Origin of the sequence: Bradyrhizobium tropiciagri (genome assembly GCF_018130505.1) — a bacterium.
In the GTDB taxonomy this organism is placed as follows: domain Bacteria; phylum Pseudomonadota; class Alphaproteobacteria; order Rhizobiales; family Xanthobacteraceae; genus Bradyrhizobium; species Bradyrhizobium tropiciagri_B.
The window spans coordinates 350,841-377,594 of the sequence record NZ_JAFCKH010000006.1 but is presented as its reverse complement, the minus strand read 5'-3'; the positions used below and the strand labels follow the sequence as shown (position 1 = coordinate 377,594).

General features: G+C 64.7%; 24 protein-coding genes. 13 read left to right on the top strand and 11 right to left on the bottom strand.

The features are described 5' to 3' along the window. Positions 1-62 precede the first annotated feature (62 nt). Genes JQ633_RS17970 through JQ633_RS17955 form a run of 5 tightly spaced genes read left to right on the top strand, consistent with a single transcriptional unit; the run spans position 63 to position 3,381 of the window. A complete protein-coding gene (locus JQ633_RS17970; RefSeq protein WP_211986383.1) occupies positions 63-1,682 on the top strand; it encodes a GMC family oxidoreductase in 1,620 nt (539 codons plus the stop codon). A 55-nt stretch (positions 1,683-1,737) separates the two neighbouring features. Then, on the top strand, positions 1,738-1,971 hold the full coding sequence (locus tag JQ633_RS35530; protein ID WP_349631570.1) for a hypothetical protein: 234 nt from the start codon (positions 1,738-1,740) through the stop codon (positions 1,969-1,971). Further along, positions 1,961-2,110, top strand: coding sequence for a type II toxin-antitoxin system RelE/ParE family toxin (locus JQ633_RS35525; RefSeq protein WP_349631572.1), 150 nt, complete (start codon positions 1,961-1,963; stop codon positions 2,108-2,110). The genes JQ633_RS35530 and JQ633_RS35525 overlap by 11 nt, the downstream gene beginning before the upstream one ends. Next, entirely contained in the window at positions 2,107-2,451 is a 345-nt protein-coding gene (locus tag JQ633_RS17960) for a helix-turn-helix domain-containing protein (RefSeq protein WP_211986382.1), read from the top strand. Before JQ633_RS35525 ends, JQ633_RS17960 begins: the two co-directional genes overlap by 4 nt. A gap of 33 nt (positions 2,452-2,484) precedes the next feature. Next, positions 2,485-3,381 carry an alpha/beta fold hydrolase gene (locus JQ633_RS17955; protein ID WP_211986381.1) on the top strand — a complete coding sequence of 299 codons (897 nt, stop codon included), beginning with the start codon at positions 2,485-2,487 and terminating at the stop codon, positions 3,379-3,381. A gap of 246 nt (positions 3,382-3,627) precedes the next feature. Here JQ633_RS17955 and JQ633_RS17950 read toward each other — a convergent pair whose 3' ends face one another. Next, complete coding sequence (locus JQ633_RS17950; RefSeq protein WP_211986380.1) at positions 3,628-4,035, bottom strand: GFA family protein; 408 nt, start codon at positions 4,033-4,035, stop codon at positions 3,628-3,630. 239 nt (positions 4,036-4,274) lie between these two features. Here JQ633_RS17950 and JQ633_RS17945 point away from each other — a divergent pair, with 239 nt between their 5' ends. From JQ633_RS17945 to JQ633_RS17930, 4 genes are all read left to right on the top strand, one after another. After that, positions 4,275-5,222: a metallophosphoesterase family protein gene (locus JQ633_RS17945; protein WP_211986379.1), complete on the top strand. Its 948-nt coding sequence runs from the start codon at positions 4,275-4,277 to the stop codon at positions 5,220-5,222. Positions 5,223-5,236: 14 nt separating this feature from the next. Continuing rightward, complete coding sequence (locus JQ633_RS17940; RefSeq protein WP_211986378.1) at positions 5,237-5,560, top strand: cupredoxin domain-containing protein; 324 nt, start codon at positions 5,237-5,239, stop codon at positions 5,558-5,560. Positions 5,561-5,654: 94 nt separating this feature from the next. Continuing rightward, positions 5,655-6,212, top strand: a complete 558-nt coding sequence (locus tag JQ633_RS17935) for a sigma-70 family RNA polymerase sigma factor (protein WP_211986377.1) — start codon at positions 5,655-5,657, stop codon at positions 6,210-6,212. Continuing rightward, on the top strand, positions 6,209-6,991 hold the full coding sequence (locus JQ633_RS17930) for an anti-sigma factor family protein (protein WP_211986376.1): 783 nt from the start codon (positions 6,209-6,211) through the stop codon (positions 6,989-6,991). The genes JQ633_RS17935 and JQ633_RS17930 overlap by 4 nt, the downstream gene beginning before the upstream one ends. Before the next feature lie 13 nt (positions 6,992-7,004). Here JQ633_RS17930 and JQ633_RS17925 read toward each other — a convergent pair whose 3' ends face one another. Together JQ633_RS17925 and hpnO are read right to left on the bottom strand one after the other, a co-directional pair. After that, positions 7,005-8,957: a multicopper oxidase family protein gene (locus tag JQ633_RS17925; RefSeq protein WP_211986375.1), complete on the bottom strand. Its 1,953-nt coding sequence runs from the start codon at positions 8,955-8,957 to the stop codon at positions 7,005-7,007. Positions 8,958-9,584: 627 nt separating this feature from the next. Further along, on the bottom strand, positions 9,585-10,976 hold the full coding sequence (gene hpnO, locus JQ633_RS17920; RefSeq protein WP_211986374.1) for an aminobacteriohopanetriol synthase HpnO: 1,392 nt from the start codon (positions 10,974-10,976) through the stop codon (positions 9,585-9,587). Positions 10,977-11,078: 102 nt separating this feature from the next. Between hpnO and JQ633_RS17915 the strand changes: the two genes are divergently transcribed. After that, positions 11,079-11,711 (top strand): DUF2147 domain-containing protein, encoded by a 633-nt coding sequence (locus JQ633_RS17915; protein ID WP_211986373.1) that lies wholly within the window; start codon positions 11,079-11,081, stop codon positions 11,709-11,711. Positions 11,712-11,780: 69 nt separating this feature from the next. Here JQ633_RS17915 and JQ633_RS17910 read toward each other — a convergent pair whose 3' ends face one another. Then, positions 11,781-14,396, bottom strand: coding sequence for an MMPL family transporter (locus JQ633_RS17910; RefSeq protein WP_211986372.1), 2,616 nt, complete (start codon positions 14,394-14,396; stop codon positions 11,781-11,783). A 457-nt stretch (positions 14,397-14,853) separates the two neighbouring features. Here JQ633_RS17910 and ispH point away from each other — a divergent pair, with 457 nt between their 5' ends. Together ispH and hpnH are read left to right on the top strand one after the other, a co-directional pair. After that, positions 14,854-15,780 carry a 4-hydroxy-3-methylbut-2-enyl diphosphate reductase gene (ispH, locus tag JQ633_RS17905; RefSeq protein WP_211986454.1) on the top strand — a complete coding sequence of 309 codons (927 nt, stop codon included), beginning with the start codon at positions 14,854-14,856 and terminating at the stop codon, positions 15,778-15,780. Between the two features lie 41 nt (positions 15,781-15,821). Next, positions 15,822-16,991, top strand: coding sequence for an adenosyl-hopene transferase HpnH (gene hpnH, locus JQ633_RS17900; RefSeq protein ID WP_211986371.1), 1,170 nt, complete (start codon positions 15,822-15,824; stop codon positions 16,989-16,991). Between the two features lie 98 nt (positions 16,992-17,089). On the opposite strand, the gene JQ633_RS17895 is transcribed toward hpnH, so the two are convergent. The 6 genes from JQ633_RS17895 to JQ633_RS17870 form a co-directional block, all read right to left on the bottom strand. Next, positions 17,090-17,848: a phosphorylase gene (locus JQ633_RS17895; RefSeq protein WP_433995661.1), complete on the bottom strand. Its 759-nt coding sequence runs from the start codon at positions 17,846-17,848 to the stop codon at positions 17,090-17,092. After that, on the bottom strand, positions 17,845-19,842 hold the full coding sequence (shc, locus tag JQ633_RS17890) for a squalene--hopene cyclase (protein WP_249159431.1): 1,998 nt from the start codon (positions 19,840-19,842) through the stop codon (positions 17,845-17,847). Before shc ends, JQ633_RS17895 begins: the two co-directional genes overlap by 4 nt. Positions 19,843-19,903: 61 nt before the next feature. Further along, positions 19,904-21,160, bottom strand: coding sequence for a hydroxysqualene dehydroxylase HpnE (hpnE, locus tag JQ633_RS17885; protein ID WP_211986369.1), 1,257 nt, complete (start codon positions 21,158-21,160; stop codon positions 19,904-19,906). Continuing rightward, entirely contained in the window at positions 21,160-21,999 is an 840-nt protein-coding gene (gene hpnD / locus JQ633_RS17880; protein ID WP_211986368.1) for a presqualene diphosphate synthase HpnD, read from the bottom strand. Before hpnD ends, hpnE begins: the two co-directional genes overlap by 1 nt. After that, the gene (gene hpnC, locus JQ633_RS17875) at positions 21,996-22,874 is read right to left on the bottom strand and encodes a squalene synthase HpnC (RefSeq protein ID WP_211986367.1); all 879 of its coding nucleotides are present in this window, start codon (positions 22,872-22,874) and stop codon (positions 21,996-21,998) included. The genes hpnD and hpnC overlap by 4 nt, the downstream gene beginning before the upstream one ends. A 193-nt stretch (positions 22,875-23,067) precedes the next feature. After that, positions 23,068-23,301 (bottom strand): hypothetical protein, encoded by a 234-nt coding sequence (locus JQ633_RS17870; protein ID WP_211986366.1) that lies wholly within the window; start codon positions 23,299-23,301, stop codon positions 23,068-23,070. 405 nt (positions 23,302-23,706) lie between these two features. Between JQ633_RS17870 and JQ633_RS17865 the strand changes: the two genes are divergently transcribed. Next, positions 23,707-24,210, top strand: a complete 504-nt coding sequence (locus JQ633_RS17865) for a hypothetical protein (RefSeq protein ID WP_211986365.1) — start codon at positions 23,707-23,709, stop codon at positions 24,208-24,210. A gap of 86 nt (positions 24,211-24,296) precedes the next feature. Here the strand turns inward: JQ633_RS17865 and JQ633_RS17860 are convergent, their stop codons facing one another. Continuing rightward, positions 24,297-26,681: an efflux RND transporter permease subunit gene (locus tag JQ633_RS17860; RefSeq protein WP_211986364.1), complete on the bottom strand. Its 2,385-nt coding sequence runs from the start codon at positions 26,679-26,681 to the stop codon at positions 24,297-24,299. Positions 26,682-26,754: the final 73 nt, after the last annotated feature.

The window sequence follows — 26,754 nt, the reverse complement described above, 5'->3', positions numbered from 1 at the left end:
GTCTCGACTGCCTGCGTCTGACTAATAGATATCAACAAGAGACGCTTGCCGGGAACGAGGATATGCCGCGAAGGCTCGAGGGTGATTTCGACTACATTATCGTCGGCGCGGGCACCGCCGGCTGCATCATGGCCAATCGCCTGTCGGCCGATTCGAAAAAGCGCGTGCTGCTGCTGGAAGCCGGCGGCAAGGACAACTGGATCTGGTTCCACATCCCGGTCGGCTATCTCTTTGCGATCGGCAATCCGCGTTCGGACTGGATGTTCAAGACCGAGGCCGAGCCCGGCCTCAATGGCCGCGCGCTGAGCTATCCGCGCGGCAAGGTGATCGGCGGTTCGTCGGCGATCAACGCCATGATCTCGATGCGCGGCCAGGCCGCAGATTACGATCACTGGCGCCAGCTCGGCCTCTCGGGGTGGAGCTACAGCGACGTGCTGCCGGCGTTCAAGAAGCTCGAGGATCATTTCCTCGGCGAGAGCGAGCATCACGGCGCCGGCGGCGGCTGGCGCATCGAGGCGCCGCGGCTGTCGTGGCAGATCCTCGATGCGGTCGGCGATGCCGCCGAGGAGATGGGCGTCAAGCGCATCCCCGACTTCAACACCGGCGACAATGAAGGCACCAGCTATTTCCACGTCAACCAGAAGCGCGGCCGGCGCTGGTCGTCGGCGCGCGGTTTCCTCAAGCCCGTCTTGAACCGCCAGAACCTGCGGCTCGAAACCAACGTGCTGGTCGACCGCCTGATCATCGAGAGCGGCCGCGCCGCCGGCTTGCTGTTTCGCCAGGGCGACGAGACGGTGGAGGCGCGCGCCAGGGGCGAAGTGATCCTCTGCGCCGGCGCGATCGGCACCACGCAGGTGCTGCAGCGCTCCGGCATCGGTCCGTCGGAATGGCTGTCGCCGCTCGGCGTCGACATCGTCGCCGACGTGCACGGCATCGGCCGCAATCTGCAGGACCATCTGCAGCAGCGCGCGATCTACAAGGTGTCGGGCGTGCGCACCTTGAACGAGACCTACTACAATCTGTTCCGCCGTGGCCTGATGGGTCTCGACTACGCGTTCCGCCGCCGCGGGCCGCTGACCATGGCGCCCTCGCAGCTCGGCATCTTCACGCGCTCCGATGCGACGCGCTCGCGCGCCAACATCCAGTTCCACGTGCAGCCGCTGTCGCTCGACAAGTTCGGCGATCCGCTGCATCGCTTCCCCGCGATCACGGTCAGCGCGTGCAACCTGCAGCCGACCTCGCGCGGCACCGTGCGGATTCGTTCGGCGACGCCGGACGACAAGCCGTCGATCGCGCCGAATTATCTGTCGACCGAGGACGACCGTCAGGTCGCGGCGGACGCGATCCGCACCACACGCAAGCTGATGAAGCAGAAGGCGCTGGAAAAATATCACCCCGAGGAATTCCTGCCCGGCCCGTCTGTCGGCGACGACGACGCCTCGCTGGCAAAGGCCGCCGGCGATATCGGCACCACGATCTTCCATCCCGTCGGCACCGCGAAGATGGGCACGGCCAACGATCCGATGGCCGTGGTCGACGAACGGCTGCGCTTCTACGGCCTCAACGGCCTGCGCATCGCCGATGCCTCGGTGATGCCGACCATCACCTCGGGCAACACCAACACCCCGACCGCGATGATCGCCGAGAAGGGCGCGGCGATGATCCTGCAGGACGCGCGGTAGCCGTTGTATCGGCTCCGCCATTGACGCGCGCCTATAGTAATATTACTATAATCCCGTGAATGATGTCGCGCGCCCGATCAAGCCGGCCGTCTTCGTCGGCTCGAGCCAAAAAGACCTGAGGGCTTTCCCCGCGGCGGTCCGTAGCGAGATTGGCCAGGCGCTGTTCGAAGCTCAGCTTGGCGATCATCCGCACAACGCAAAGCAGTTGAAGGGACTGAGCGGCGTTCTGGAAATTTCGCGACAATTTCGACGGCGATACCTATCGGGCGGTCTACGCGATCCGATTTGAAGGTACCCTGTATGTCCTGCATGCGTTTCAGAAAAAATCAACGCGTGGGATCGCCACACCGCAGCGACACATGGACCTGATCCGGCAGCGATTGCGTGATGCCGAAGCCATTCACAGGGCGATGAAAGGAGATCGATGATGAGCACAAAGAAAAAGCTGCCCGCTCACACCAAAGGCTCCGGCAACATTTTCGCCGACCTCGGCCTCCCTCATGCGGAGGAACATCAGCTGAAGGCCGAACTCGTCGTTCAGCTGAAGCGCTTGATCGCCGAACGCGAGTTGACCCAGATCGAGGTATCCAAGCTCGTTGCAATGAAACAGCCCGATCTGTCAAAACTTCTGAGAGGCCATTTCAAGCTCGTATCCGTGGAACGGCTGATGCGGATGCTGACCGCATTCGATCAGGACGTGGAGATCCGGTTGAAGCCGCGCCACAAACGGGGCGGGATGGGCCGGATTACGCTGATCGCGGCAGCGTAGCAGGGTCACGGTGATGCTGGTGACAACCCAGACATGATTCATCCACAGCGCATCCTCGTTGGCGATGCCGGCGCACACATCGCGCTGGCGCGATGGGGCGCGCCTGACACGGGCAAGCCGCCGGCGCTGCTGCTGCATGGCACCGGCTTTGTCGCCGAAGTGTGGAGCGAGGTGGCGGAGGCGCTGGCGGCCGATTACACGGTGTATGCGCTCGACCGCCGCGGGCACGGCCTGAGCCACAAGCCGTCTGCCGATCACTATCATTTCCGGGACTTCTGCGACGACCTCTGCATGGTGATCGAGCGCCTCGATCTGCGCGACGTCTACGGCATCGGCCATAGCGCCGGCGCCACCGATTTGCTGCTTGCGGCCAGACTGATGCCGGATCGTTTTGCGCGGCTGTTCGTGATGGAGCCGACCGTGATGGACCCGCACGCGCCGCGCGCGGCCGGCCTCAGCGAGATGTCCAAGGCATCGGTGCAGGGCACGCTGCGCCGGCGGGCCGAGTTCGACAGCGCGGACGCCCTGTTCCAGCGGCTGCGCACCGCGCCCGCCTTTGCGCCATGGACCGAGCCGTCGCTGCGGGCCTATGTCGACAACGGCTTTGCAAGGCTCGACGACGGCCGCATGCGCCTCTACTGCACGCCCGAGATCGAGTCGGCGCTGCTGGTGCCGATCATGGAGGCGATGGAGCAGATCTATGCCGGCGACAGCAGAGGCAATCCGTTTCCGTGGCTGTCCGGGATCACCTGCCCGGTCTGCATCACCACCGCCGAGCAGTCGTGGCCGGTCTACAAGCTGATGGCCGAGCGCGCCTCCGCGCTGATCCCACACGCAAGCCGCCAAACTTTCGACGGGGTCGGGCACTGCGTCGCGCAGGAGGCGCCGGAGCTGCTTGTCGAGGCGCTCAGAAGGTTCGCGATGCGCTGAGGATAGAACCGGAGGCGACAAAGAAAGTGCCGTCCCCTTGCGGGGACGGCGGACGCTACTCACGCAGTACTGGAACCGTTTCTTCGTGCTTGTCGCGGTGCCCGGCGTCAGCCAGCCGGCGATCTGCCGAGTGTGACGGGAATTGGCGCGCCACCTTTACCCACCGGCGCTGACACTATGCTGACGGTTGCAAGACAGCTGTGTTGCGCCTGGGGGTGTGGCCGCCGGGCAACGGCGCCCGATCGGCTATCCCTGCGGCGGATAGCGCTCGAAGGTCGGCAGATGGTGCGCGTCCTCCATCCAGCGCAGCCGCTCGGCGACCTGGATGTGCACCGTGGCCGGCACCGCATCGGGGTCGTCATAGGTTCCGCTCTGGATGTCGATGATCCCCGGCATGATGTTGCCGTTGACGTAGAACAGCCCGGTGCCGCAATCCGCGCAGAAGTGCCGGCGGCCGTGTTCGGACGAGTGGTAGACCTTGGGCTGGCCCTTGGTCAGCTTGACCGCGTCTTCGGTGTACATGGTCCAGCCGACCATCGGCGCGCCGGCGTGGCGCCGGCAATCGGTGCAGTGGCAGAGCGCGTGGACGATGGGTTCCCCCGCCACCTCATAGCGAATGGCACCGCAATGACAGCCGCCGGTGATGTTGCCCATGGTCGCCTCCCTCGGATGCGTTGTTTGCCGGAGCGTTAGTCCCTGATGTTCGCGGCTTCAACGCCGCATTGTGTCGTTGCGTCCACCTGTCGCGCGGCAGGGCCTGTGGCCGGCCGGCGCCGCTCACGAAATCGTCATCGCCGCCACCGGGCGTGCCACGGCGGCCGGGAATAAAGCCCCGCGGTGTCCAATCACATTCTGCGGAAACCCAAATCACTGGGGCCACGGGAGATGTTGCCATGAGCGGACACGATCACGACCATCACGACGGCAATGGCGTCAGCCGACGCAAGGTGCTGGAATGCATGACCTGGGCCGGCACCGGCGTCCTCTGGACGATCACCGGCGGCGTACCGCACTCGCTCGGCATCGTCGGCTCAGCCGCGGCCGCCGAGCCGGCCGGAATGACCTTCCTGCAGATCAGCGACAGCCATGTCGGCTTCGACAAGCCGGCCAACCCGAACGCCCTCGGCACGCTGGAAGAAGCCATCAACCACGTGCGCGGCATGTCGGCCAAGCCGTCATTCATGATCCACACCGGCGACATCACGCATCTGTCGAAGGCCAAGGAATTCGACGACGCCGACCGCATCATCTCGCAGGCCAAGCTCGACGTGCACTACGTGCCGGGCGAGCACGACTTCATCGACGAAGAGGTCAAGCTCTACAAGGAGCGTTACGGCAAGGGCACCAAGGGCGCCGGCTGGTACTCCTTCGATGCCGGCGGCGTGCACTTCATCGGCCTCGTCAACGTGGTCGACCTCAAGGGCGGCGGCCTCGGCAACCTCGGCAACGAGCAGCTCGAGTGGCTGGAGAACGACCTCAAGGGCCGCTCCAAGTCGACGCCGATCGTGCTGTTCGCCCACATCCCGCTGTGGACGGTGTATCCGCAATGGGGCTGGGGCACCGAGGACGGCGGCCGCGCGCTCGAATACGTCAAGGGCTTCGGCTCGGTCACCGTGCTCAACGGCCACATCCACCAGGTGATGCAGAAGGTCGAGGGCAACGTCACCTTCCACACCGCGCGCTCCACCGCCTTCCCGCAGCCGGCGCCGGGCGCCGCGCCCTCGCCCGGCCCGATGAAGGTCGAGGATGCCAAGCTCCGCAGTATGCTCGGCGTCGCCAGCATCAACTTCAAGCAGGGCACCGAGCGCCTCGCGATCATCGACACGCCGCTGCAGGGCTAAAGGGAATACGGGAGATGAGTACGATCAATCGCCGCGACTTCGGCATCGCCGTGGTCGCGACCATGCTCCTGCCCGTGTCCGCGGCGCGCGCGGATGACATCGCGGTTCATATCGACAATTTCGTGTTCGAGCCGGCCAAGCTCGATGTCAAGGTCGGCAGCACCGTGACCTGGACCAACCGCGACGACATCCCGCACACCGTGGTGTGCGCGGGCAAATTCCGCTCCAAGACGATGGATACCGACGGCACATTTTCGTTCACCTTCACGGAAGCCGGCGAGTACAAGTACTTCTGCTCGCTGCATCCGCACATGACAGGCAGCATCAAGGTTGGCTAATTTGGCAAGCCAGATCATCACACCCCCGTCCGGCCGGTGGGCTTCCGCCCCCGGCCGGACGCGAACGCCTTCTGGAAATGCCGGTCAGGACACGATGGCTGTCAGAGCGTCGGACGACGATCCCGAAAAAGCGCGGCGCTTTCGCGAGGCCGCGCTGCCTTATCTCGACGAGGCCTATACGCTGGCGCGCTATTTGCTGCGCGATGCCGCCGACGCCGAGGATGCGGTGCAGGAATGCTATCTGCGTGCCTACAAGCATTTCGACAGCTATCGGGGACCCGCCATGAAGCCGTGGCTGTTCGCGATCCTGCGCAACGTCTGCCGCGCCGAATTTGCCCGGCGCAAATCCGCGCCCGCCCCCAGCGACGACCTGCCGGAGACCGCCGAGCAGGCGCCGATGTGGAATGAGCCGACCGAGACGCCGGAGCGGCAGCTGCTGCGCCGGTTCGACGGCGACACCGTACGCAAGCTGATCGCGGCGCTCGCCGAGCCGTTCCGCGAGACCTTCGTGCTCAGGGAAATCCAGAACCTTTCTTACCGCGAGATCGCCGATGTCGCCGCCGTGCCCGTGGGCACCGTGATGTCGCGCCTCGCACGCGCCCGCGCCATGCTGCGATCAGCCTGGCTTGCGGAACAGGAGCGAGTGAAATGACCTGCGAGGAAGCCGAAGTGCTGCTTCACGCGTTGATCGACGGCGAGCTCGACGCCGGCCATGCGCGCGAGGTCGAAGCCCATATCGAGGGCTGCGCGCATTGCGCCGCGCTGACGACGGAGTACCGCGAGATCCGCCAGGCCATGGCCGAGACCGACCTGCAATACAAGGCGTCGCCCGCGCTGCGCCGCCGGATCGAGGAGGCACTGCCGCAAGCGCAGCCGCGCCCGCTGCCGCAGGCGGTACCGAGCCGGCGCGCCGTGCTGCGCGGCTTTGCGATGGGCTCTGCGGTCTCGGCGATCGCCGCGACCGGGCTCGTCGCCATCGTGCTGCGCAATGACGACGAGCAGCGCGTCGAGGCCGAGGTGGTGTCGGCGCATCTGCGCTCGCTGCAGGCCGGCCATCTCACCGACGTGATCTCGACCGACCAGCACACGGTGAAGCCGTGGTTCAACGGCAAGCTCGACGTCTCGCCGCCGGTGATCGACCTCACCGCGCAGGGTTTCACCCTGATCGGCGGCCGGCTCGACTATGTCGACGCCCGCGCCATCGGCGCCGTGGTCTACAAGCGGCGCCAGCACGTCATCAACCTGTTCGTGGCGCAGACTGCGGACACCGAGCGGCGCGCGGCGAAGACCAACACGCTGCAGGGATTCAACATCCGCCGCTGGAGCGACCGCGGCCTGAACTACTGGGCGGTCAGCGATCTCGGCGCCGACGAGCTCGCCGAGTTCGGCGAGAAGTTCGAGACCGCGATGCGCGCGAACAAGGAAGGATAGCGCGGCGCGCCCGTCAATGATGACTGGCCGCCACTGAGCCCGCGCCGTCGGGAATCCCGATCCTGACGTTCTGCATCATGCCCTGATCCTCGTGATCGAGGATGTGACAATGCAGGACGAAGTCGCCGATATAGCGCTGGTAGCGCGTCCGCACGAAGGCCGTGTAGCCCTGGCGGATGAACAGCGTGTCCTTCCAGACACCCTTGAGATTGGCGTATTGCGGCTCGTTCGCATCGCCGGTCTCGCTGACATCCTGGCCCGCGGGATTGATGATCCTGCTGATCTGGAACGGATTGACGTGGATGTGGAACGGATGCCCGAACGCGTTGGCGGTCGACAGCTTCCACTCCTCCACGCCACCAAGTGGCAACAGCTGATCGATCCGGTCGGGCTTGTACGGATTGCCGTTGATCATGAAGCCGCCGGCTCCGATCTCGAAGCGCGCCTCACGCTGTGGCGGCTTGATCTCGCCGTCGGCGATGTCGGGATGCGCGACGAACGCCCGCAGCCGCAGGCCGTTGCTGAGATCGTCCTTCACCCGCTGCTTGACCGACGGCGGCATGAAGCGGTCGGCGGCCGCCAGCAGTTGCGCCTGAATGTGGGCGCGGATGTCCGGAACGGCGGTGCCCGGCGCCACCGCGACGCGGCCGAGATACTGGCGGCTCTTGGCCTGGCTGTTGACCGTGCTGGCCGCCGGCGCGGCGCCGTCGAGCACGCAATAGTTTCCGGCCTCCGGAAACACGATCAGCATGTCTTCGCGGTAGCCCGGCTGCAGCGTGCTCGAGGTCCGCTCGACCAGTTGCGCGCGCGTCAATCCGTCGGCCGCCAGCGCGAACTGCGGCAGAAGCGCCGGACCCGGACAGTTGCGCGTCAGCCAATCCTCCTGCTGCTGCGTCGCAACCGATGCATAGGGCTCGGCGCCGTCCTTCATCTTCCTGAACTGCAGGTTGACGGTGTCGCGCACGCCGGCATGGACGACGCGCCAGCGTTCGATCTCGCCGGCCTTCGCACCCTCGAATGTCGGCACGACTTCGCCGTTGATGCTGGTGTAGCGCCCCGAATTGCGCCACGTGGTCGGGCCGAACTGATCGTATCCCTCGATGCCGCCGACGTCGGTCGCGGGGTCGCAGATATAGAGGCCGGTGTTGTCCTGCTTGATCTTGCCGGCACCGTCGCGGCAGGCGTACTGGATCTGCTGCAGCAGGACGGGACGTTCGCGGAAGCTGCGCCCGTCGACATAGCGCAGCAGAGTGTCGACGTCACCGGGCATGTCGGCGCCCGGCAACCGCGAGCCGCGCACGATCAGCACGCCGGCCATTCCGCTGGATACCTGCAGCGCGGTCGAGCCGTGCCGATGCGGATGATACCAGTAGGTGCCGGCCGGATGATCCGGCGGGATGTTGTATTCATACTGGAAGCTGACGCCCTGGTTGATGCTCAGCAGCACGTTGTCGCTGTTGCCGGTCGGACTGACCCAGAGGCCATGCGCGTGCAGATTGGTGCGGTTGAAGCAGTTCGGATCATTGACGTCGCTGTTGCCCGGCGGACATTTCGGATCCGCCGGCAGCTTGTCGTTGTTGAGCGTGATGCGCACCGTCTCGCCGGGAAAGATCTCGATGGTCGGCGCGACGAACGGAATCTTCGGCGGCTCGGTCTCATGGACGTCGCGGTAGGAGCGCAGCTTCACCGGATCGTCCTGGTTGGTCCCGGGATTGTAGATCTTGGCTTCGGTGTACTGGATGTTGAAGGCGAACACCGCCTCGTGTCCGACCGCTGCGCCGGCGCGCGGGCCCGCGGCTTCCGGCTGCGCCGTGATGGAGATTTCAGGCGCAGATCTCCGCGCCTTGGCCACCGGCGGATCGACCACCGCGCGTTCGGCACGTTGCGCTAGCGCGCTTTGCCCGCCGGCCGACAGCAGCACCGCTCCGGCGAGCGGCAGCAGCAGCGCAGGACCGATCCGGTGCATCAATTTCCGTGCAGTGCTTGCGCGTTGAATCGGGCGGAGGCGAGACGGCATGGCAGAATGCTCCGGTCATCGATAATTGCAAAGATAGGTCAGCGCGGCGCGCCAATGTCATTGGCCGCCGATCAGCAGATACTAATCTAAATCTTAGGTTGATATTGTTGATAGCGTAGCGCACAGGGCGATCATCCGCAAGGCCCGCCGGAGCGGCAAAACGCGCGGAGGCTCGCCGGAGTGCTTGGCCTGGATTTTGAAGCTGCGTAGCCCGGTTGAAGCGAAGCGCAATCCGGGACCGGTCTCACAAGTTTCGAGAACCCCGGATTTCGCTACGCTGCATCCGGGCTACGGAGTCTTTGCTTTTACGCCGACTTGCGCACCGCGTTGTCGACCAGCTGCGTAGCCCGGATGGAGCGAAGCGCAATCCGGGACAGTCTCACAAGTTTCGAGAACCCCGGATTTCGCTTCGCTGCATCCGGGCTACGGAGTCTTTGCTATTACGCCGACTTGCGCACCGCGTTGTCGACCAGCCGCGTAGCCCGGATGCAGCGAAGCGCAATCCGGGACCGGTCTCACAAGTTTCGAGAACCCCGGATTTCGCTTCGCTGCATCCGGGCTACCGGGTCTTTGCTATTACGCCGACTTGCGCACCGCGTTGTCGACCAGCGTCTTGCCGAGCGACCAGATCGCGCCGGGGACCTTGTGGCTGCCGGCGATCACCTCGTCGAACGCTTTCTCGATCCAGCTGCAATCTTCTTCCGTGATCGTCAGCGGCGGCAGCAGCTTGATGGTGTGCAGGCCATGGCCGGCGACCTGGGTCAGGATCTTGTGATCCTTGAACAGCGGCACCGTGATGAGCTGGCAGAACAGACCTTTGTTGGCGGTCTCCAACAGGTTCCACGACGCCTTCAGTCGCAGCGATTTCGGCGGACCGAACTCGACGCCGATCATCAGGCCCTTGCCGCGGACTTCCTTCATCAGCTCGTAGCCCGGCACCATGCGGGTCAGCGCGAGGCGGAGCTCCGCGCCGCGCTTGGCGGCCTGCTCGACCAGCTTCTCGGCCTTCATGACGTCGAGCGTCGCGATGCCGGCGGCCATCGCGAGATCGTTCTTGCCGAATGTCGAACCGTGCACGACCGCACGATCCATCTGGTTGAAGATCTTGTCGAAGATACTTTTGCGCGTCAGCAGCGCGCCGATCGGAACATGGCCGCCGGACAGCGCCTTGGCGAGCAGCACCATGTCGGGCTCGATGTTCCAATGCTCGACGGCGAGGAACTTGCCGGTGCGGCCGATGCCGGTCTGAATTTCGTCGGCGATGAACAGCGTGCCGTATTTGCGGCACAGCGCCAGCGCGCCGGGCAGGAACTCGTCGGTCGGCAGGTTGACGCCCTTGCCCTGGATCGGTTCGACGATGAAGGCGCCGACCTGGCGCGACGACAGCGCCTTCTCGAGCGCCTCGAGATCATTGAAGGGGATCGGCGTACAACCGGGCAGCAGCGGCTCGAAGCCGCTGCGGAAGTTCGAATCGTCCGTCAGCGACAGCGCGCCATAGGAAAGTCCGTGGAACGAATGCGCGCAATACACGATGCCGGGGCGGCCGGTCGCGGCGCGCGCGAACTTGATGGCGGCTTCGACGGTTTCAGCGCCGGAATTGGCGAAAAACACCTTGTCCAGGTATGGAACATGTTCCAAAAGGCGTTCCGCGAGCACACCGGCGAGCGTCGAAACGTCGAGTTGCACGAGATTCGGCAGATCGGCGTCGAGCACGCTCTTCAGCGCCTCGCGCAAGGCCGGATGATTCCGGCCAATCGCAAAAACGCCAAATCCGCTCAATAGATCGAGATAGCGAGCCCCCTGACGATCGAAGAGGTACTGGCCTTGCCCCTTCTGGAAGCCGACGTCGTAGCCGATGGTCTTGAGAACACGAACGAGCTGCTCGTTGAGGTGACGCGTGTGCATGGCACCGCGTTGCCCCTCTCGCTCCACAAAAATCTCGGAAACGTCTAGATTGGAACTTACCATTCGCTACATACGTCGGTTGATGGCCATTGCGTCAACATAAAACGCCCGATAGCGGCGTTTTGCCCCCCGCTCGGATCGTCGAGTTAAGCACAGGTTTGGACCATGTTGCACTGCCCAAGAACTTTCGCACGTACAATAGCCTTTTCAGGTTTATTTTTGGCCACCGTATTAACACCTGCATTGGCTGCGGACCCTACGGGCGACTGGAGGGATGCAGACGGTTTCGCCAACATCCGCGTTGCCCAATGTAATGGCAACATGTGGGGTGCGGTGGCCTGGGAAAAAACCCCCGGCGGCACCGACAAGAACAATCCCGATCCGGCCAAGCAAAGCCGGCCGACACTCGGCATGCCGATCCTGATCGACATGAAGAAGAAGCCCGGCGTCGACTCGTGGGAAGGCCAAGTCTACAACTCGCGCGACGGCCAGACCTACAGCGCGACCATCAAGCCGATCGGCACCGACCAGCTTGAAATTCAAGGCTGCGTGCTCGGGTTCCTCTGCGGTGGCCAGACCTGGACCCGTGTCGGTCCGCCGATTCCGGTGAGCACCGCAGGCAATCCGGCCGCGAAGGGCGCCGCGCCGAAATCGGCCGTGCCGCCCAAGACCACCGGCGCCGCGCCGCCGCCGGCCGCCAAGAGCGGCCAGAAGCAGGCCGCCGGTGCGCCGCCGGCTGACCCGGTCGGCGATATCTGTCTGCTTCCCGACATCGCGCGGCCGACCCCGTCGCGCTAACGCTTTACACCAGGAATCAAAAGACCCCGTTCCATCGGAACGGGGCCTTTGTCGAAGCGCCGCAACGCGTCAGGTGACGTCGTCGCCCTGCTCTGCGTCGCTACCGACCTCGCGCGGCTTGCCCATCAACGCCGGCTGGAACAGCAGCACCGCGGCAAGCGTCGTGACCAGCGACAGCGCAAGCAGCTTGCCCATGCTCGCGGTGCCGGGATGGCTCGAGAGCCACAGGCTGCCGAACGCGGTTGCCGTGGTCAGCGCGCTGAAGAAGATCGCGCGCGTCAGGCTCGACTGCAGCAGGTTCGTCCTGCCCTGCCGCCACGCCGTGACGTAGTAGATCTTGAAGGCGACGCCGACGCCGAGCAGCAGCGGCAGCGCGACGATGTTGGCGAAGTTGAGCGGCAGGCCGATCAGCACGCAGATCTCCAGCGTGACGATGCCCGCGACCAACAGCGGCACCAGCGTCAGCAGCACGTCGACCACGCGCCGCAGCGTCAGGTACAGCAGCACGCTGATCGCCAGCAGCGCCAGGATGCCGGCGTGGATGAACGCATCCACGACGACATCGCCCGACTTCAGGATCGACACCGGTCCGCCGATCGCGGTCGGCTCGGCGGCGAGCACCGCGTCGGCAAAGCGGCGCAGATTGGCGTTGTCGTTCGGATCGCCCTTCGGCTCCACCTCGACCCGCATCAGGCCGTCCTTGGTCTTCCAGCTCGCGACCAGTTCCGGCGGCAGGTTCTGCAGCGTCACGGTCTGCGCCTGCAGCGTGCTGCGGAGCTGATCAAACACGATCTTCATCGGCGCGACGAAGACGGCCTGCGCCTTGTCCCGCACCGCCTGGCTCGAATCGGCGAGCTTCTGCAGCGCATCGGCCAGCCGGCGCGCCGCAACCGCGCCCGGGCCCTTGCCGTCGCCCGCGTTCTTGCGCAGGCTGTCGACCGAGCTCTTCAGCGCTTCGACATTCTCCTGATCCGACGGCGCCGGATCGACCGAGTCCGGATTGAGCGCCGGACCCAGCGTCTTGGCCGCCTGCGCGATCAGCTTCAGCTTGGCCGGCTGATCCTGCGGCACGAAACTGTCGAGCGACATCACGCGCGACACTTCCGGCAGCTTCTCGAGCTTGGCTTCGATCTTCTTGGCATCGGCTTCGGAACGCGTCATCACGTTGATGGCATTCGCGCCGGTGTTCGGATCCTTCCTCAGATCAAGGAAGGTCGCGATCGATTCCGAATTCTTGTTGCGCAGATTGATCGGGTTGAAGTCGAACTTCATGTAGTGGAGCAGCGGCAGACCGGCGACCGAGACGAGGATCGTACCGACGATGATCGGAATGCGATGCTTCTCCAGGAAGTGATCGACCGGCGCGAGGAAGGCGTAGCCGACCGGCTCCTTCTCGCCCGGCGGATTGAGCAGGTCGAGCAGCGCCGGCAGCACCGTGATGCTGGAGATGAACGCCACCAGCATGCCGGCGCCGGCGATCTTGCCGAGTTCGGAAATGCCCCGATAGTCGGTCGGCAGGAAGGAGAGGAAGCCGACGGCGGTCGCCATCGCCGCGAGCGACAGCGGCACCGCCGAGCGGCGCGCGGCGTTCTCCAGCGCCAGCGTGAGATTGTCGTTCTTGAAGCGCTCGGAGCGGTAGCGCACGCTGAACTGGATGCCGAAGTCGACGCCGAGGCCGACGAACAGCACCGCGAATGCGATCGAGAGCAGGTTGAGCGAGCCCACCATCATCAGGCCGACCGCCGTGGTGACGACGAGGCCGATGAACAGGTTCACGAACACGGCGAAGATGATCTTGCCGGAATGCAACGCCATCCAGAGGATGATCAGCACGATCACCACGGTGCCGATGCCGTTGGTGATCGCGCCGTCCTGCACGGTGGCGTATTCCTCGTTGGCGATCGGCACGGGTCCGGTGAGGCGAACGCGCGCGTGATACTCGGTCGGGAATTTCAGCTCGGCCGCCGCCTGGCGGATCGCATCGGTTGCGCCCTTGCCCGGCTCCAGCGCCGAATAGTCGATGATCGGCTTGATCTCGATGAAGGCGCGCTTGTCGGAATCGGTCAGCGGCTGGTCGCTGGTTAGCTCGCGCCAGGAGAAGGTGGCATCGCCCTTGGCGAGGACGGTCTCGACGGTTTCGGCGATCTGGTTGAACGGGCGCGCCGCGTTGTCGAGCTTGACCTGCCCGCGCTTGACGCCGGCAAGGCCGGTCTCGAGCGCGCCGGTCAGGCCGCGGATCGAGGGATCGCCCGCCATGATCTCGACCAGCGGGGCCGACTGCTCGAGCTGCCCGGTGGTCTTGGCGACCTCCTCGGTGGGCAGGAACAGCAGGCCGTTCTTTTCGAAGAATTCACCGGAGCCGAGCGGCGTGATCGCCTCGAAGTTCTTCTTGTCGCCCTGCAGCTTTTCGGCCAGCGCCTTCGCCGCCGCGCTGGTCAGCTCGGGCGTCTGCGCCTCGACCACGGCCAGGATCAGCCGCTCGCGGTCGAACGCCTCCTCGAACTGGTTGTCGCGCTTGCGCCAATCCAGATCGGGCGAGATCAGCTTGTTGATGTCCGTGTTGATCGAGAAGTTGCGCGCCGCGTAGATGCTGGCTCCGACCGACAGGAGCACGGAGAAAATGACAACAGGCAGAGCAAAGCGCGTGCACGTCTTGACAACGGAGACGACAATATTTGTCAGCACTTCGTATCTTTCTAATCTCGGGGAAGCATGGCCGAAAACGCACCGCTCTCTAGCGGAGTTCCCGGGGCGGACCTAATGTTGTTTTGGCTTGCCTCCTCGATGGAATGGCGAGGCGTTTCCAAATATCAGGCGCGACCTTGGATGGCCGGTATAAACCGCCCCAGTGGGCGATAAAGTGACGAACAAGTGAGGGAGACGGAGGGTCGCAGGCACCGATCTGCCGTATCTAAATACCTCCTAAGCTGGCACCCGCTGTTCGTAGCACTTACTTTTTCAGGCAAAACCCTGTAGTTCCATGCGCTTGGGGCTCTAATCAGGTCCTCGAATGGAACAGGTACGGATGTTGCAGCTCACGCTGCGGATGTCCGGCCGGGTGAACTTGCGTCGCCGAGAAGGCCGCAAGGGCATTGCCAGGGTTCTTGAATGCAGCTGGTGCAATTTGCGTAACGGACGTCCGATGGAAGTGTTTCTGGCTCAGCCGCGCGGCTTCTGCGCGGGCGTGGTGCGTGCGATCGAGATCGTCGAACGGGCGCTCGAGAAGTACGGCCCGCCGGTCTATGTCCGCCATGAGATCGTTCACAACAAACACGTCGTCGAAAGCCTGAAAAAGAAGGGCGCGATCTTCGTCGAGAACCTCTCCGAGGTGCCGCCGAAGGCGGTGACCGTGTTCAGCGCCCATGGCGTCGCCAGGAGCGTCGAGGAAGAGGCCTCCGCCCGCGACCTGCCGGTGCTCAACGCCACCTGCCCGCTCGTCACCAAGGTCCATAACCAGGGCAAGCGCTATATCTCCAAGGGCCGCGCCCTGATCCTGATCGGGCACGACGGCCACCCCGAGGTCGAGGGAACCATGGGGCAGGTTCCCGCCCCGGTCCGGCTGGTCCAGAGCGTCGAAGACGTCGCGGAACTCACCTTGCCGACCGACACCCCGGTCGCCTATATCACCCAGACCACCCTGTCCGTGGACGACACAAGGGACATAATCGGGGCTCTTCAGGCAAAATTTACAGATATTCAAGGCCCGGACACCCGGGATATCTGCTATGCGACACAGAACCGCCAATCTGCGGTAAGGGACCTGAGCAAACTAGTGGACGTCATATTGGTGGTGGGGGCCGCCAATAGTTCCAACTCAAACCGGCTTCGCGAAATCGGCACCGAGGTCGGCGTCGCGAGTTATCTCATTGCCGATGGGAGCGAGCTCAACCCCGATTGGCTGAAGGATGCAAAGGCAGTCGGCATCACGGCGGGCGCCTCGGCGCCCGAGGTTTTGGTCGACGATGTGATCGAGGCGTTGCGGCGTATCGGACCGGTGGCGGTCTCGGTGCTCCCGGGCCGGGAAGAGAATATCGAATTCCGGCTGCCGGCCGAACTGACTGCGGGCTGATCCGAACTCAATTCCGTTAAGTGCAGAAAGAAAATCGTCTAATGGCTATACCGTTCTTCAAGGAAATGCGTATCGGCGGTTATCTGATCAAGCAGAAGCTGCTTGGCCGCAAACGCTATCCGCTCGTGCTGATGCTGGAACCCCTGTTCCGCTGCAATCTCGCCTGCGTCGGCTGCGGCAAGATCGACTATCCGGATGCGATCCTCAACCGCCGCATGACCGCCCAGGAGTGCTGGGACGCGGCCGACGAGTGCGGCGCGCCGATGGTGGCAATTCCCGGCGGCGAGCCGCTGATCCACAAGGAGATCGGCGAGATCGTGCGCGGCCTCGTGGCGCGCAAGAAATTCGTCTCGCTGTGCACCAACGCGCTGCTGCTGGAGAAGAAGCTCGATTTGTTCGAGCCGTCGCCGTATCTGTTCTTCTCGGTGCATCTCGACGGCCTCAAGGACCACCACGACAAGGCGGTGTCGCAGAAGGGCGTGTTCGACCGCGCCGTCTCCGCGATCAAGGCCGCCAAGGCCCGCGGCTTCACCGTCAACGTCAACGCGACGATCTTCGACGGCCACCCGGCCGAGGAGATTGCCAAGTTCCTCGACTTCACCACCGAACTCGGCGTCGGCGTCTCGATGTCGCCCGGTTATGCCTATGAGCGTGCGCCCGACCAGGAGCACTTCCTCAACCGCACCAAGACCAAGAAGCTGTTCCGCGACGTCTTTGCGCTCGGCAAGGGCAAGAAGTGGAACTTCATGCATTCCGGCCTCTTCCTGGACTTCCTCGCCGGCAACCAGGAATACGAGTGCACGCCGTGGGGTATGCCGGCGCGCAACATCTTCGGCTGGCAGAAGCCCTGCTATCTGCTCGGTGAAGGCTACGCCAAGACCTTCAAGGAGCTGATGGACACCACCGACTGGGAGACCTACGGCACCGGCAAGTACGAGAAGTGCGCCGACTGCATGGCGCATTGCGGCTACGAGCCGACCGCTGCGACCGCTGCGATCAACAACCCGCTGAAGGCGATGTGGGTGTCGCTGCGCGGCATCAAGACCTCAGGCCCGATGGCGCCCGAGATCGACATGTCCAAGCAGCGCCCGGCGCAGTACATCTTTTCGCAGCAGGTGCAGAAGAAGCTCTCCGAGATCCGCCGCGACGAGGCGCTCGCCGCCGAGCAGAAGAAGGCCGCTGCCGAGCAGAAGGCCTCGACAGCCGCCTGAGGCGCGCCGTCAGCGCAGAATCAGAAAGGCCCGGTCGCGATGCGACCGGGCCTTTTGCTTTAAGTTAGTTTGCGCTGAAACCACGCACGGCTGACGGATCAGGCCGCCCGTGCCGTAACCAGGACGTCGTCAGCCGGCGCCAGCACGTCGCTGCCGAGCAGGAAGCCGCGGCAGCCGCGCAGCGAGCGCAGCGCGCGGTTGAAATCGATTCCGGTCGAAACGAGCGCCCGTACCGTCCGCGGATTGCGCACGATCCCGCGCAACACCTTGCGCAGGTCGATGTCGCCGTTCGGCTTCACGGCGGACTTTGCCAGTTCCGGCAGCGCCCGGTGGGCGGGGTCGCTGATCACGCGCAGCGCCGCGAACGGAAGGCCCGCATCGGCCGCATAGGCCGCCGCGATGTGGCTCTCCATGTCGACCGCAGCCGCGCCCGTGATCGAGCGCAGAGCGGCCTTGCAGGCCTTCGCCGCGATCACCTCTTCGACGCCGGCGAGGCCGCCGCGAACGATCCTGCGGCGCTTCAGCGCGGCGCTGGCGATCATCTCCTCGTTCAGCGCGGACGCCGCCAGGAACCTGGTGTCGCCGGCCATCACCTCGGTCGCGACCACGACGTCGCCCGACTTCAGCGACGGGTCGAGCCCACCGGCCACACCGAACGAGATCACGCCACGGAACGTCTTCGGATCGAGCGTCGCGAGCAGTGCACGGAGCTGCTGCGGATCGCTGGAACTGCAGATCACGATCATGCCGGGGCCCGCCGCAATGCGGGCCTCCTGCACCAATCCAGTCACAATCAACACCGGCCGAGGATCAATTCGATTGCCCACGGTCTCGGCGGCCCCCGCCCCCAAAATCACATCCCGACCCCTACCACCCTGCTATTGGTGCTTCTCAGATTCCGATACCGCGCCAGTGCCCAGAGCGGAAAGAACTTCGAGTAGCCATGATATCGCAAGTAAAACACCCGCGGAAACCCCGTAGCGGTGTATCGCTGCTCGTCCCACAGCCCTTTTTCCGTCTGTGTTGCCTTTAGGTACTCAACCCCCCGCGCGACAGCCGGATTCTCGACTTCTCCGGCCGCCATCAACCCAAGCAAGGCCCATGCCGTTTGCGAGGCTGTGGATGGCGCGACCTCATAGCCCTTGTAATCGAGCCGGTAACTGACGGCGTCCTCGCCCCAGCCGCCGTCCTGATTCTGCACCGACGCCAGCCAGTCTACCGCTTTGCGAATCATCGGGTCGTTGCGATCGACCCCTGCGACATTTAGCGCACAGAGCACCGACCAGGTGCCGTAGACGTAGTTCAGTCCCCAGCGGCCGTACCAGGAGCCCTCGGCGAGCTGGGTGCGGCGAAGATAGGCGATGCCGTCGGCCATCGCCTTGTTGCTCTCGGCGGTCTCGCCGAGCTGGCCCAGCATCGAGATGCAGCGCGCGGTGACGTCCTCGGTCGGCGGATCGAGCAGCGCGCCGTGATCGGAGAACGGAATGTTGTTGAGGTAATATTCGAGGTTGTTGGCGTCGAACGCGGCCCAACCGCCGTCGCGGCTCTGCAGTCCCTCGATCCATTCGCGGCCGCGCGCGATCGCGACATCGTATTCTTTGGTCCCGGTCTGGCGCCGTGCGCGGTCCATCGCCATCACCACAACGGCGGTGTCGTCGAGATCGGGGTAGTGGTCGTTGTTGTACTGGAACGCCCAGCCGCCGGGACGCACGTCCGGCGCCTTGACCGCCCAGTCGCCCTTCAGCTCGAGCACCTGGCGCGGCTTCAGCCAGTCCAGCCCCTGCTTCACCTTGGCGAACGTGTCGTCGCCGCCGGCTTCCTGCAACGCGTGATTGACCAGCGCCGTATCCCACACCGGCGAGACGCAGGGCTGGCAATAGGCTTCGTCCTCGCGGATCACGAGCAGCTTGTCGATCCCGCGCCGGGTCGTCGCGCGCGGCGGAAAGCTCTCGTCCCTGCCGAGCGCCTCGTACATCATGACGATGTTGGCCATCGGCGGATAGATCGCGCCCATGCCGTCCTCGCCGTTCAGCCGTTCCTCGGTGAAGGCGAGCGCGGCGTCGATCGCGCGCTGGCGCAGGCGCTTCGGGAACAGCGGCTCGATCACGCGCAAGACCGCATCGAGCGAGCGGAACAGATAGAACCAGTTCGCGCTCTGATGCGGCGCCTTCGGCGCCATGCGCACCGACTTCGGATCCTCGAGGAACAGCTCGTCGATGCCGACGCCCTTCGGGTTCTTGGCGCGCGGCTTCAGCGCAGCCAGCACCATCAGCGGCACCATCGTGGTGCGCGCCCAGTAGGAGATCTTGTTGATGTGGAACGGCGACCACATCGGCAGCAGCATGATCTCGATCGGCAGCACCGGCGTCGCGCGCCAGGTGACGACGCCGTAGAGCGCGAGCAGGAAGCGGGTGAAGACGTTGCTGCCCGACGCGCCGCCGCGCGATCGGATCGCCTCGCGCGCCCGCACCATGTGCGGGGCGTCGACGGAATCGCCGATCATCTTCAGCGCGAAGTACGACTTCACGCTGGCGCTCATGTCGAACGGACCATCATGCACCAGCGGCCAGCCGCCATGGGCGCCCTGCACGCGGCGCAGATAGTTGCCGAGCTTGGCTTCGAGCGCGGTGTCGACCGGCTCGGCAAGATAGTGGCGCAGCAGGATGTACTCGGCGGGAATGGTGGCGTCGGCCTCGAGCTCGAACACCCAATGTCCGTCCGCCTGGCGATAGCCCAGCAGCGCTTCGGTCGCCTTTGAGATGCTGTTCTGCAGCGCGAGCGGGTCGACTGCCGCGACGGGGTCGACAGTCGCGACGGGCTCGGCGGTTACGCCGTTGTCTCTCGAAAGCATGTCGCTCGATATCCTCTTCATCGCGAGCCGCGCCCTCGCGGGCCGGCGTCGCAGCAACAGGTCAAACTGAGCGTCTGGCGAGAACCAGATCGGCGGCGCGATCACCCGACCGCACCGACCCCTCGATGGTTGCCGGCAACCCGGTAGCAGTCCAGTCCCCGGCAAGAAACAGGTTTTTTTGCGCGGTTTCGGGCCCCGGACGCAGCGCATTCTGTTCCGGCGTCGCCTCGAATGTGGCGCGCCGCTCGCGCACGATTTGCCACGGCGGCAGATCGCCCGACACGCCCGATGCCTTGCAGACGTCGCGCCAGATCGCCTGCGCCAGTTCCTCGCGCGGCATGTCGACCAGGCGGTCGCCGTTGCTGATGGTCACCGACAGCCGCTGCGGGAACGCGAACAGCCATTCCACGAGGCCGCCGACGACACCGAGGATCGGCGCCGCGTCGCGCGGCGGATCGATACGGAAATGCGCATTCACGATGGCGCGGAACTTGGTCGGCGTCTTCAGGCCCGGCAGCAGCGCGGCCGCGCCGCGCGGCGGCACCGCGAGCACGACGGCATCACCCTCGGCAAGCGCGACCTTGTCACCACCGCCGAAATCGAGCTCGCTGACGCGATCGCCCGACATCGTGAAGCCGCGCAGCTCGTGACCGAGCTGGACGGTGTTGCCGCGCTCCTGCAACAGCTTCACCGCCGGCTCGATCAGCACCGAGCTGAGGCCGTCGCGCGCGATCAGCGGACGGCACGCCTGCCCGCCCGCGAGCAGCGTCTCGCGCACGATCGCGCCGGCGAGTCCGGCCGAACCTTCCGGCGGATCGACGTTGAGCGCGGCGAGCAACAGCGGCTGCACCAGGCGGTCGTACAGCGTGCCCTTGCAGGGAATGGTTTTGCCGACCAGCGCCTCGGTGCCGGCCCAGGCCAGCGGCGCCAGCGCGATATAGTCGCGCAGGCCGGTATCGGGGACGCGGCGCGCCTCGTCGAACACCCAGAGCGGCAGGCGCGACTCGCCGAGATCGAGCTGCCAGCGCTGGCCGGTCGACAGATCGACGAACGGAAACTGCGCGCGCTTGGGTCCGACCAGGCCGGCCTCGGTACCGATCGAGCGCGCATAGCTCAGCGCATGGCGATTGCCCGACAGCAACAGGTGGTTGCCGTTGTCGATCGTCAGGTTGGTGGCGCCGTCGAAATAGGAGCGGCAGCGGCCGCCGGCGTACTGCGTCGCCTCATGGACGGCGACCTTGTAGCCGCCATTGGCGAGCCGCACGGCGGCGGAGAGGCCGGAAATACCGGCACCGATGATGTGAACCGTGTTTTGCATCAGATGATCGCGTAACGAAGAAGAATGCCGATCTTGGCCGCCTTCGACACCCGCACCGGCGCGCGCGGAGCGGCAAAGCCGCGGGCGATCAACAGATCGAGGATCGCCCGGTAGTATTTCGACATGATCCGCGGCGCGCGCACGGCGCGGCGCGAATTGCGCTTCATGATCTCGTCGGACTTCTGGAAGTGCTGCTTGGCGCGCTCGGCGAGCGGCGCGCAGACCTTCGGCAGCGCGCGCTCGGCGGTGACGCGGGCCGGATCGTCGTTGGTGATGCCGGCGTGCCAGAGCCATTCGCGCGGCAGATAGAGCCGGCCGAGTCCGGCATCCTCGTCGATGTCTCGCAGGATGTTGGTGAGCTGCAGCGCGCGGCCGAGGTGATGGGCGAGCTCGATGCCGTCGTCCTCCGGCAGGCCGAACACCCGCACCGACAGCCGCCCGACGGCGCTGGCGACGCGATCGCAGTACAGATCGAGCGTCGCGAGATCGGGCGCGCGGATGTCCTGCGGCACGTCCATCTCCATGCCGTCGATGATCGCGATGAAATCCTCGCGCTTGAGGCCGAAGGTCTTCACCGAGCCGACGTAGTCCTTGAGACGCTCGGGCGGATTGCCCTGATAGAGCGCATCGACGTCGTCACGCCAGGTCTGCAGCGCCGCCAGCCGCTCCGGGCGCGGGCCGTCGGAATCGGCGATGTCATCGACTTGCCGGCAGAAGCTGTAGATCTGGAACATCGCCTCGCGCTGCGCGCGCGGCAGGATGCGCATCGCGGCATAGAACGAGCTGCCCGACGCGGTGCTGCCGTAGTCTCCTGCGTTGGCCGCCGCCTCCACGCTCATGCGCCGGCCGCCGTCTTGGAGGCCGCGCGCCGCCCGGTGGCACGCCGCGCGGTTTCGCCGGCGACGCCGCCGAGGCTCTGCAGCAACAGCTCGGCCGGGCTGAGATGGACGCGCTCGCTGAGCGGATCGCGCACCTTGAGCATGCCAACGATCTTGTCGGCGAAAGCCTGGATCACGGAGACCTCGAGCCCGAGCCGAAAATCCTTCACTTCGGCGGCGAGCGACCTGCCCTGCTCGAGCAGTGCATCGGTGCGCACCGCAAGCGCCTGCAGACATTTCAGCAATGCCGGCGGCGACTTCGCCTCGCCGAGCATCTCGACATCGGCGCCCGCCGCGGCCAGCGCATCGCGCGGCAGGTAGACGCGGTTCAGATTGCGGTAGTCCTTGCCGCAGTCCTGCAGATGGTTGTTGATCTGCAAGCCCGCGCAGAGCGCGTCAGAGGCCGCCCAGGTCGAAGTATCCTCGCCATGGACGTCGAGCATGAAGCGCCCGACCGGCATCGCCGAATACCGGCAGTAGTCGATCACGTCGTCCCAGGTCTCGTAGCGCAGCTTGGTGACGTCGAGGCGGAACGCCACCAACACGTCGAGCGCATGCCGTGGCGGCATGCCGCGCTCGGCGAGGGCGTGGCGCAGCGTGACGGCCTCCTTCTGGGTCTCGCCATTGCCGAGCAGCTCAGCCTCCATGAGGTCGAGATAGCGCAGCTTTTCCTCGGCGGGCAGCGTGGCATGATCGGCGATGTCGTCCGCGGTGCGGACGAAATTGTAGAATGCCAGGATCAGGGCACGATGCCGCGGATGAATGATCCACGACGCGACGGGAAAATTCTCGTCGCGGTGGGTCTTTCCGGATCGCAGGTCGCTCGCGGTGGTCATCGGAGATTTGGGGCTACATTGGTCATGGCACGGTGCAGGCGGGGCCCGTCAGGCGCGTGCGGGGATTTGCGAGCCCCATATAGGGGAATACGCTCCCAAAACCAATGCTAACTGTGACCGCCAGCATAGCCGGCCCGCGGCCGGCAGATGCCGAGCGCGGGCTTTGCGGCGGTCTTGTTAAGGCCTGCGGGCCTTACTGGCCGTGGGTCTTCAGCACCTGGTCGCAGGCAGCGCTGATCTTGGCGCGGTTCTGCTGCAGGCAGGCGAGTATGGTGAAGTCGCCCTGATCGATCACGGCGCGGCAGTGACGCTGCACGTCGCGGGTGCAGGCCTTCTGCTCATCGGGCGTGCCGCGCTGCTGCTGAGCGAAGACGCTGGAGGAAAACGGGACCGACAAAAGGGCAAGTGCCAGGACAAATTTACGCATCGTATTCCTTCATTTCCGACAGCAGAGAACCTGACCCCGAAAGCGCTTCGGCATGACCGGGACAGATTTGTTGGGATTTCAGACGCCGCGTAACGCAGCAACGGACCGCTGACAAGCACCGCTAAATGCGGCTAAATTTACGGCGCTGTAAACCCCTATGTAAGTCATTGATCAAAAACGACGATTCGAATCATCACTTTGCCGTTTTTGACGATTGCGGGCAGTGCATGTGCGAAGCTACATGCGATCAGGGAGCGCCGGAGGTTTGATTCTATTCGATGACGAAAGCTGCGCCGGGGATGCATTTCGGTCATTTGAACCTAACATACTGCGGTGACACTAAACCTTCGATGCGGCGAGACGTTTTCTTGCGAAAGAAGCGTTGATTTTGATGGGAATGTTACAATGAAACTGTTTGGTTCCAGCCTTTCTGGTCAAGTCCTGAAGGCTGCCGGCGTCGGCGCCGCGCTCATGCTGTCGGTTTCCGCGGGCCACGCGCAATCCGCCGGACCGTTCGCCGGTTTTGCCGGCTCCTGGAGCGGTTCGGGCACGGTCGCGTTGTCCAACGGCACCACTGAACGCATTCGCTGCAAGGCTGACTATAAGGTCGCTCCGTCGGGCATGAACCTGAAGCAGACCCTGCATTGCGCCAGCGACAGCTACAAATTCGACCTCACCAGCGACGTCACCAGCCAGGGCGACCGTATCTCCGGCAATTGGAGCGAGGCCAGCCGCAACATCTTCGGAAATCTGCAGGGCACCGCGGGCGGTGGGCGGATCGACGTGTTCGTCGAGGCAGCCGGCTTTGCCGCGAACCTGAACCTGCAGACCAACGGCTCCAAGCAGGTCGTGCAGATCGACTCCAAGGGCGAGATCCGCGGCGTCACCATCACGATGACGAAGACCTGACGCTTCGGCTTCCGGTCTGACGCGCAGGCAAACAAAAAGGCCCGGTTCCGACAATTCGGAACCGGGCCTTTTGCATGCCGGAACGATCAGGCCTTTTCGATCGGCGCCGGCTGCCCAGCCTTGCCGCGAAGCCTCTGCGACAGGTTGATCAGGAACATCGAGGTCGGCCGCAGGATAAAGAGGTCCGCGACCAGCGCAGCCACCATCGAGAATGCGCTGAGCCAGCCGAACAGACGCAGCGACGGCAGGTCGGAGAACACGGTGACGACGAGGCCGCAGGCCAGCACCACCGTGGTCAGAATCAGCGCAGGCCCGACCAGCACGGTGGCGCGCTCCACCGCGAGCTCCGGCGTGACGCCGGGCTTGGTCTCCAGCCGCAGACGGTTGAGGAAATGGATGGTCGCGCTGAGGCCGAGGCCGAACGACACCGTCAGCGCCACCACGCTGGCGAACTGCAGCCCCTCCCCGAGCAGCCACAGCACCGTGCCTGACAGCACCACCGGGAAGATGCCGGGCAATATGCAGGAGAACATCACCACGACCGAGCGGAACGCGAGCCCGATGAAGACTGCGACCAGCAGGAATTCGATCGTGAGGCCGTGGTTGAGTTTCTCGATCATGTTGGCGCTGTTGCGCGCGGCAATCACCGACAGGCCGGTAACCGCGATCTCGTATCCGGGATGCTCGGCGCGCACCTTGTCCAGCGCGTGATCGAGCTTGTTCACCACCGGAAGCAACTCGCTCGAATCCACATCCGGGACGCGCCCCGACACCACGACCGCATCCTGATTCTTGTCGATGAACCGGCGCACCAGGTGCTCGGGGATCAGGTCGACATATTCCTTCAGGGTCGCGACGTCGTTGCTGCCGGCCTTTTCCGCGAGCCAGCGTCGCAGCGTTTCCAGCGACCAGACGTTGCCGACGCCGGCAGTGTCCTCGACCATCGCATGGACGTCGGCGATCGTCTTCAGGGTCTCCGGCGAATACAGCGATTGGCCCTTGGGGAATTCGATCAGCACGTCGACCGGATTGGCGCCGGTCAATTTGGCGTCGAGACGGCTCGACGCCTCGACCGCCTGCCGCTTGTCCGGCACCTGGTCGGCAAGCCGATAGCGCGGCTCGAGGCTGCCATAGATGATGCCGAGACCGCCGACCACGATCAGCGCCAGCAGGCTGAACAGCCCGGGCCGGCTCACCATGCGCACCGCGATCCAGTAGCAGAAATTACGCAGCGCCTGCACGCCGGCGTCCGCGCTCTGGAACTTGACCGCAAAGATCCGCTCGTTACGCACGAACAGGATGCCGAACACCGGCACCAGCGACAGCACCGCGATCAGCGCGATGATGGTGGCCGCGAGCCCCGCCTCGCCGAATTTGCGGATCAGGTCGGAATCCGAGAATTGCAGCGCGATGAACGAAATTCCGGCGGTGCCGTGGGTCAGCACGCAGGCCGGGCCGACCACCAGCACGGCATTCTTGAATGCGGTGAACTTGTCCTGGCCCGCGATCAGGCGGTCGCGCGCCGCGAAGGTCAGCTGCATCGAGTCGGAGAAGCTGATCACCATGATGAGCGGCGTCATCACGTTGAGGAACATGTTGAGATTGAAATTCGCCCAGCCAAGCCCGCCGAGCGCGAGCAGGATCGCGATCATCGGCGGGAACGCCGCCGCCACCATGAAGGAGATCTTGCGGAAGAAGATGATGGCGATGATGCAGCCGGCGAGGATGCCGAGGATATTGTAGGTCAGGCCGTCGCGCTCCACCGCGTTGCGGATCTCGAGCTGCATGACCGGCACGCCGGAGAGCTGGGCGTTGAGCCCGCTGCCGGAGAGATCGTCGGCCATCACCTTCCTGATATCGGCGACCACCTTGGTGAGCTTGTTGCTGCCGACCACCTCGGGGTCGAGCGACAGCACAACCAGCGCCAGCGTGCCGTCCTCCGACAATAGCTTGCCGCGGATGATCTCGTTGGTTTTGACGGTCTCGACGAACTTGTCGTAGGCCGCGCCTTCGGGCAGTTCATTCGGGAACAGCGCCGCCGGCAGCTTGCCCTTCTCCGGCGCCTGCCGCGCCGAGAACAACGACACCAGCCCGCGCACACCGTCGACCAGCTGCAGGTCGGTGACCATGTCGCGCAGCTTCCCGAGATTGTCGCGCGCCAGCAGCGTCTTGCCTTCGACCACGACGAGGACGTCGAACTCGGTCGCCGGGAAGCGCTTGGTCACCGCCTCATACTGCTTGTAGTCCTTGGACTCGGAGCGAAAGAGCTGTGACAGCGAGTCGTCGATCTTGATCCGGTGGACGCCGAATACGGCGCCGATCAAGAGCACGACGAGGATGATGCAGGACAGGATCGGCGCCCGCATCGGAATCAGGCCGAGCCGCTCGATCCCGAATGCGATGCTGGGTCCCGAGCGTGGCTCTTCGACCTTCTCGACGTGGACCTGACTTTCGGAATTCTTTTCGAGCATGCCTTGTCCAGTTCTGAAGTCGGCTCAAACTGTTTCGCTGGGTCCTGCGGCGCGAATGCGGCTTATGAGCGCA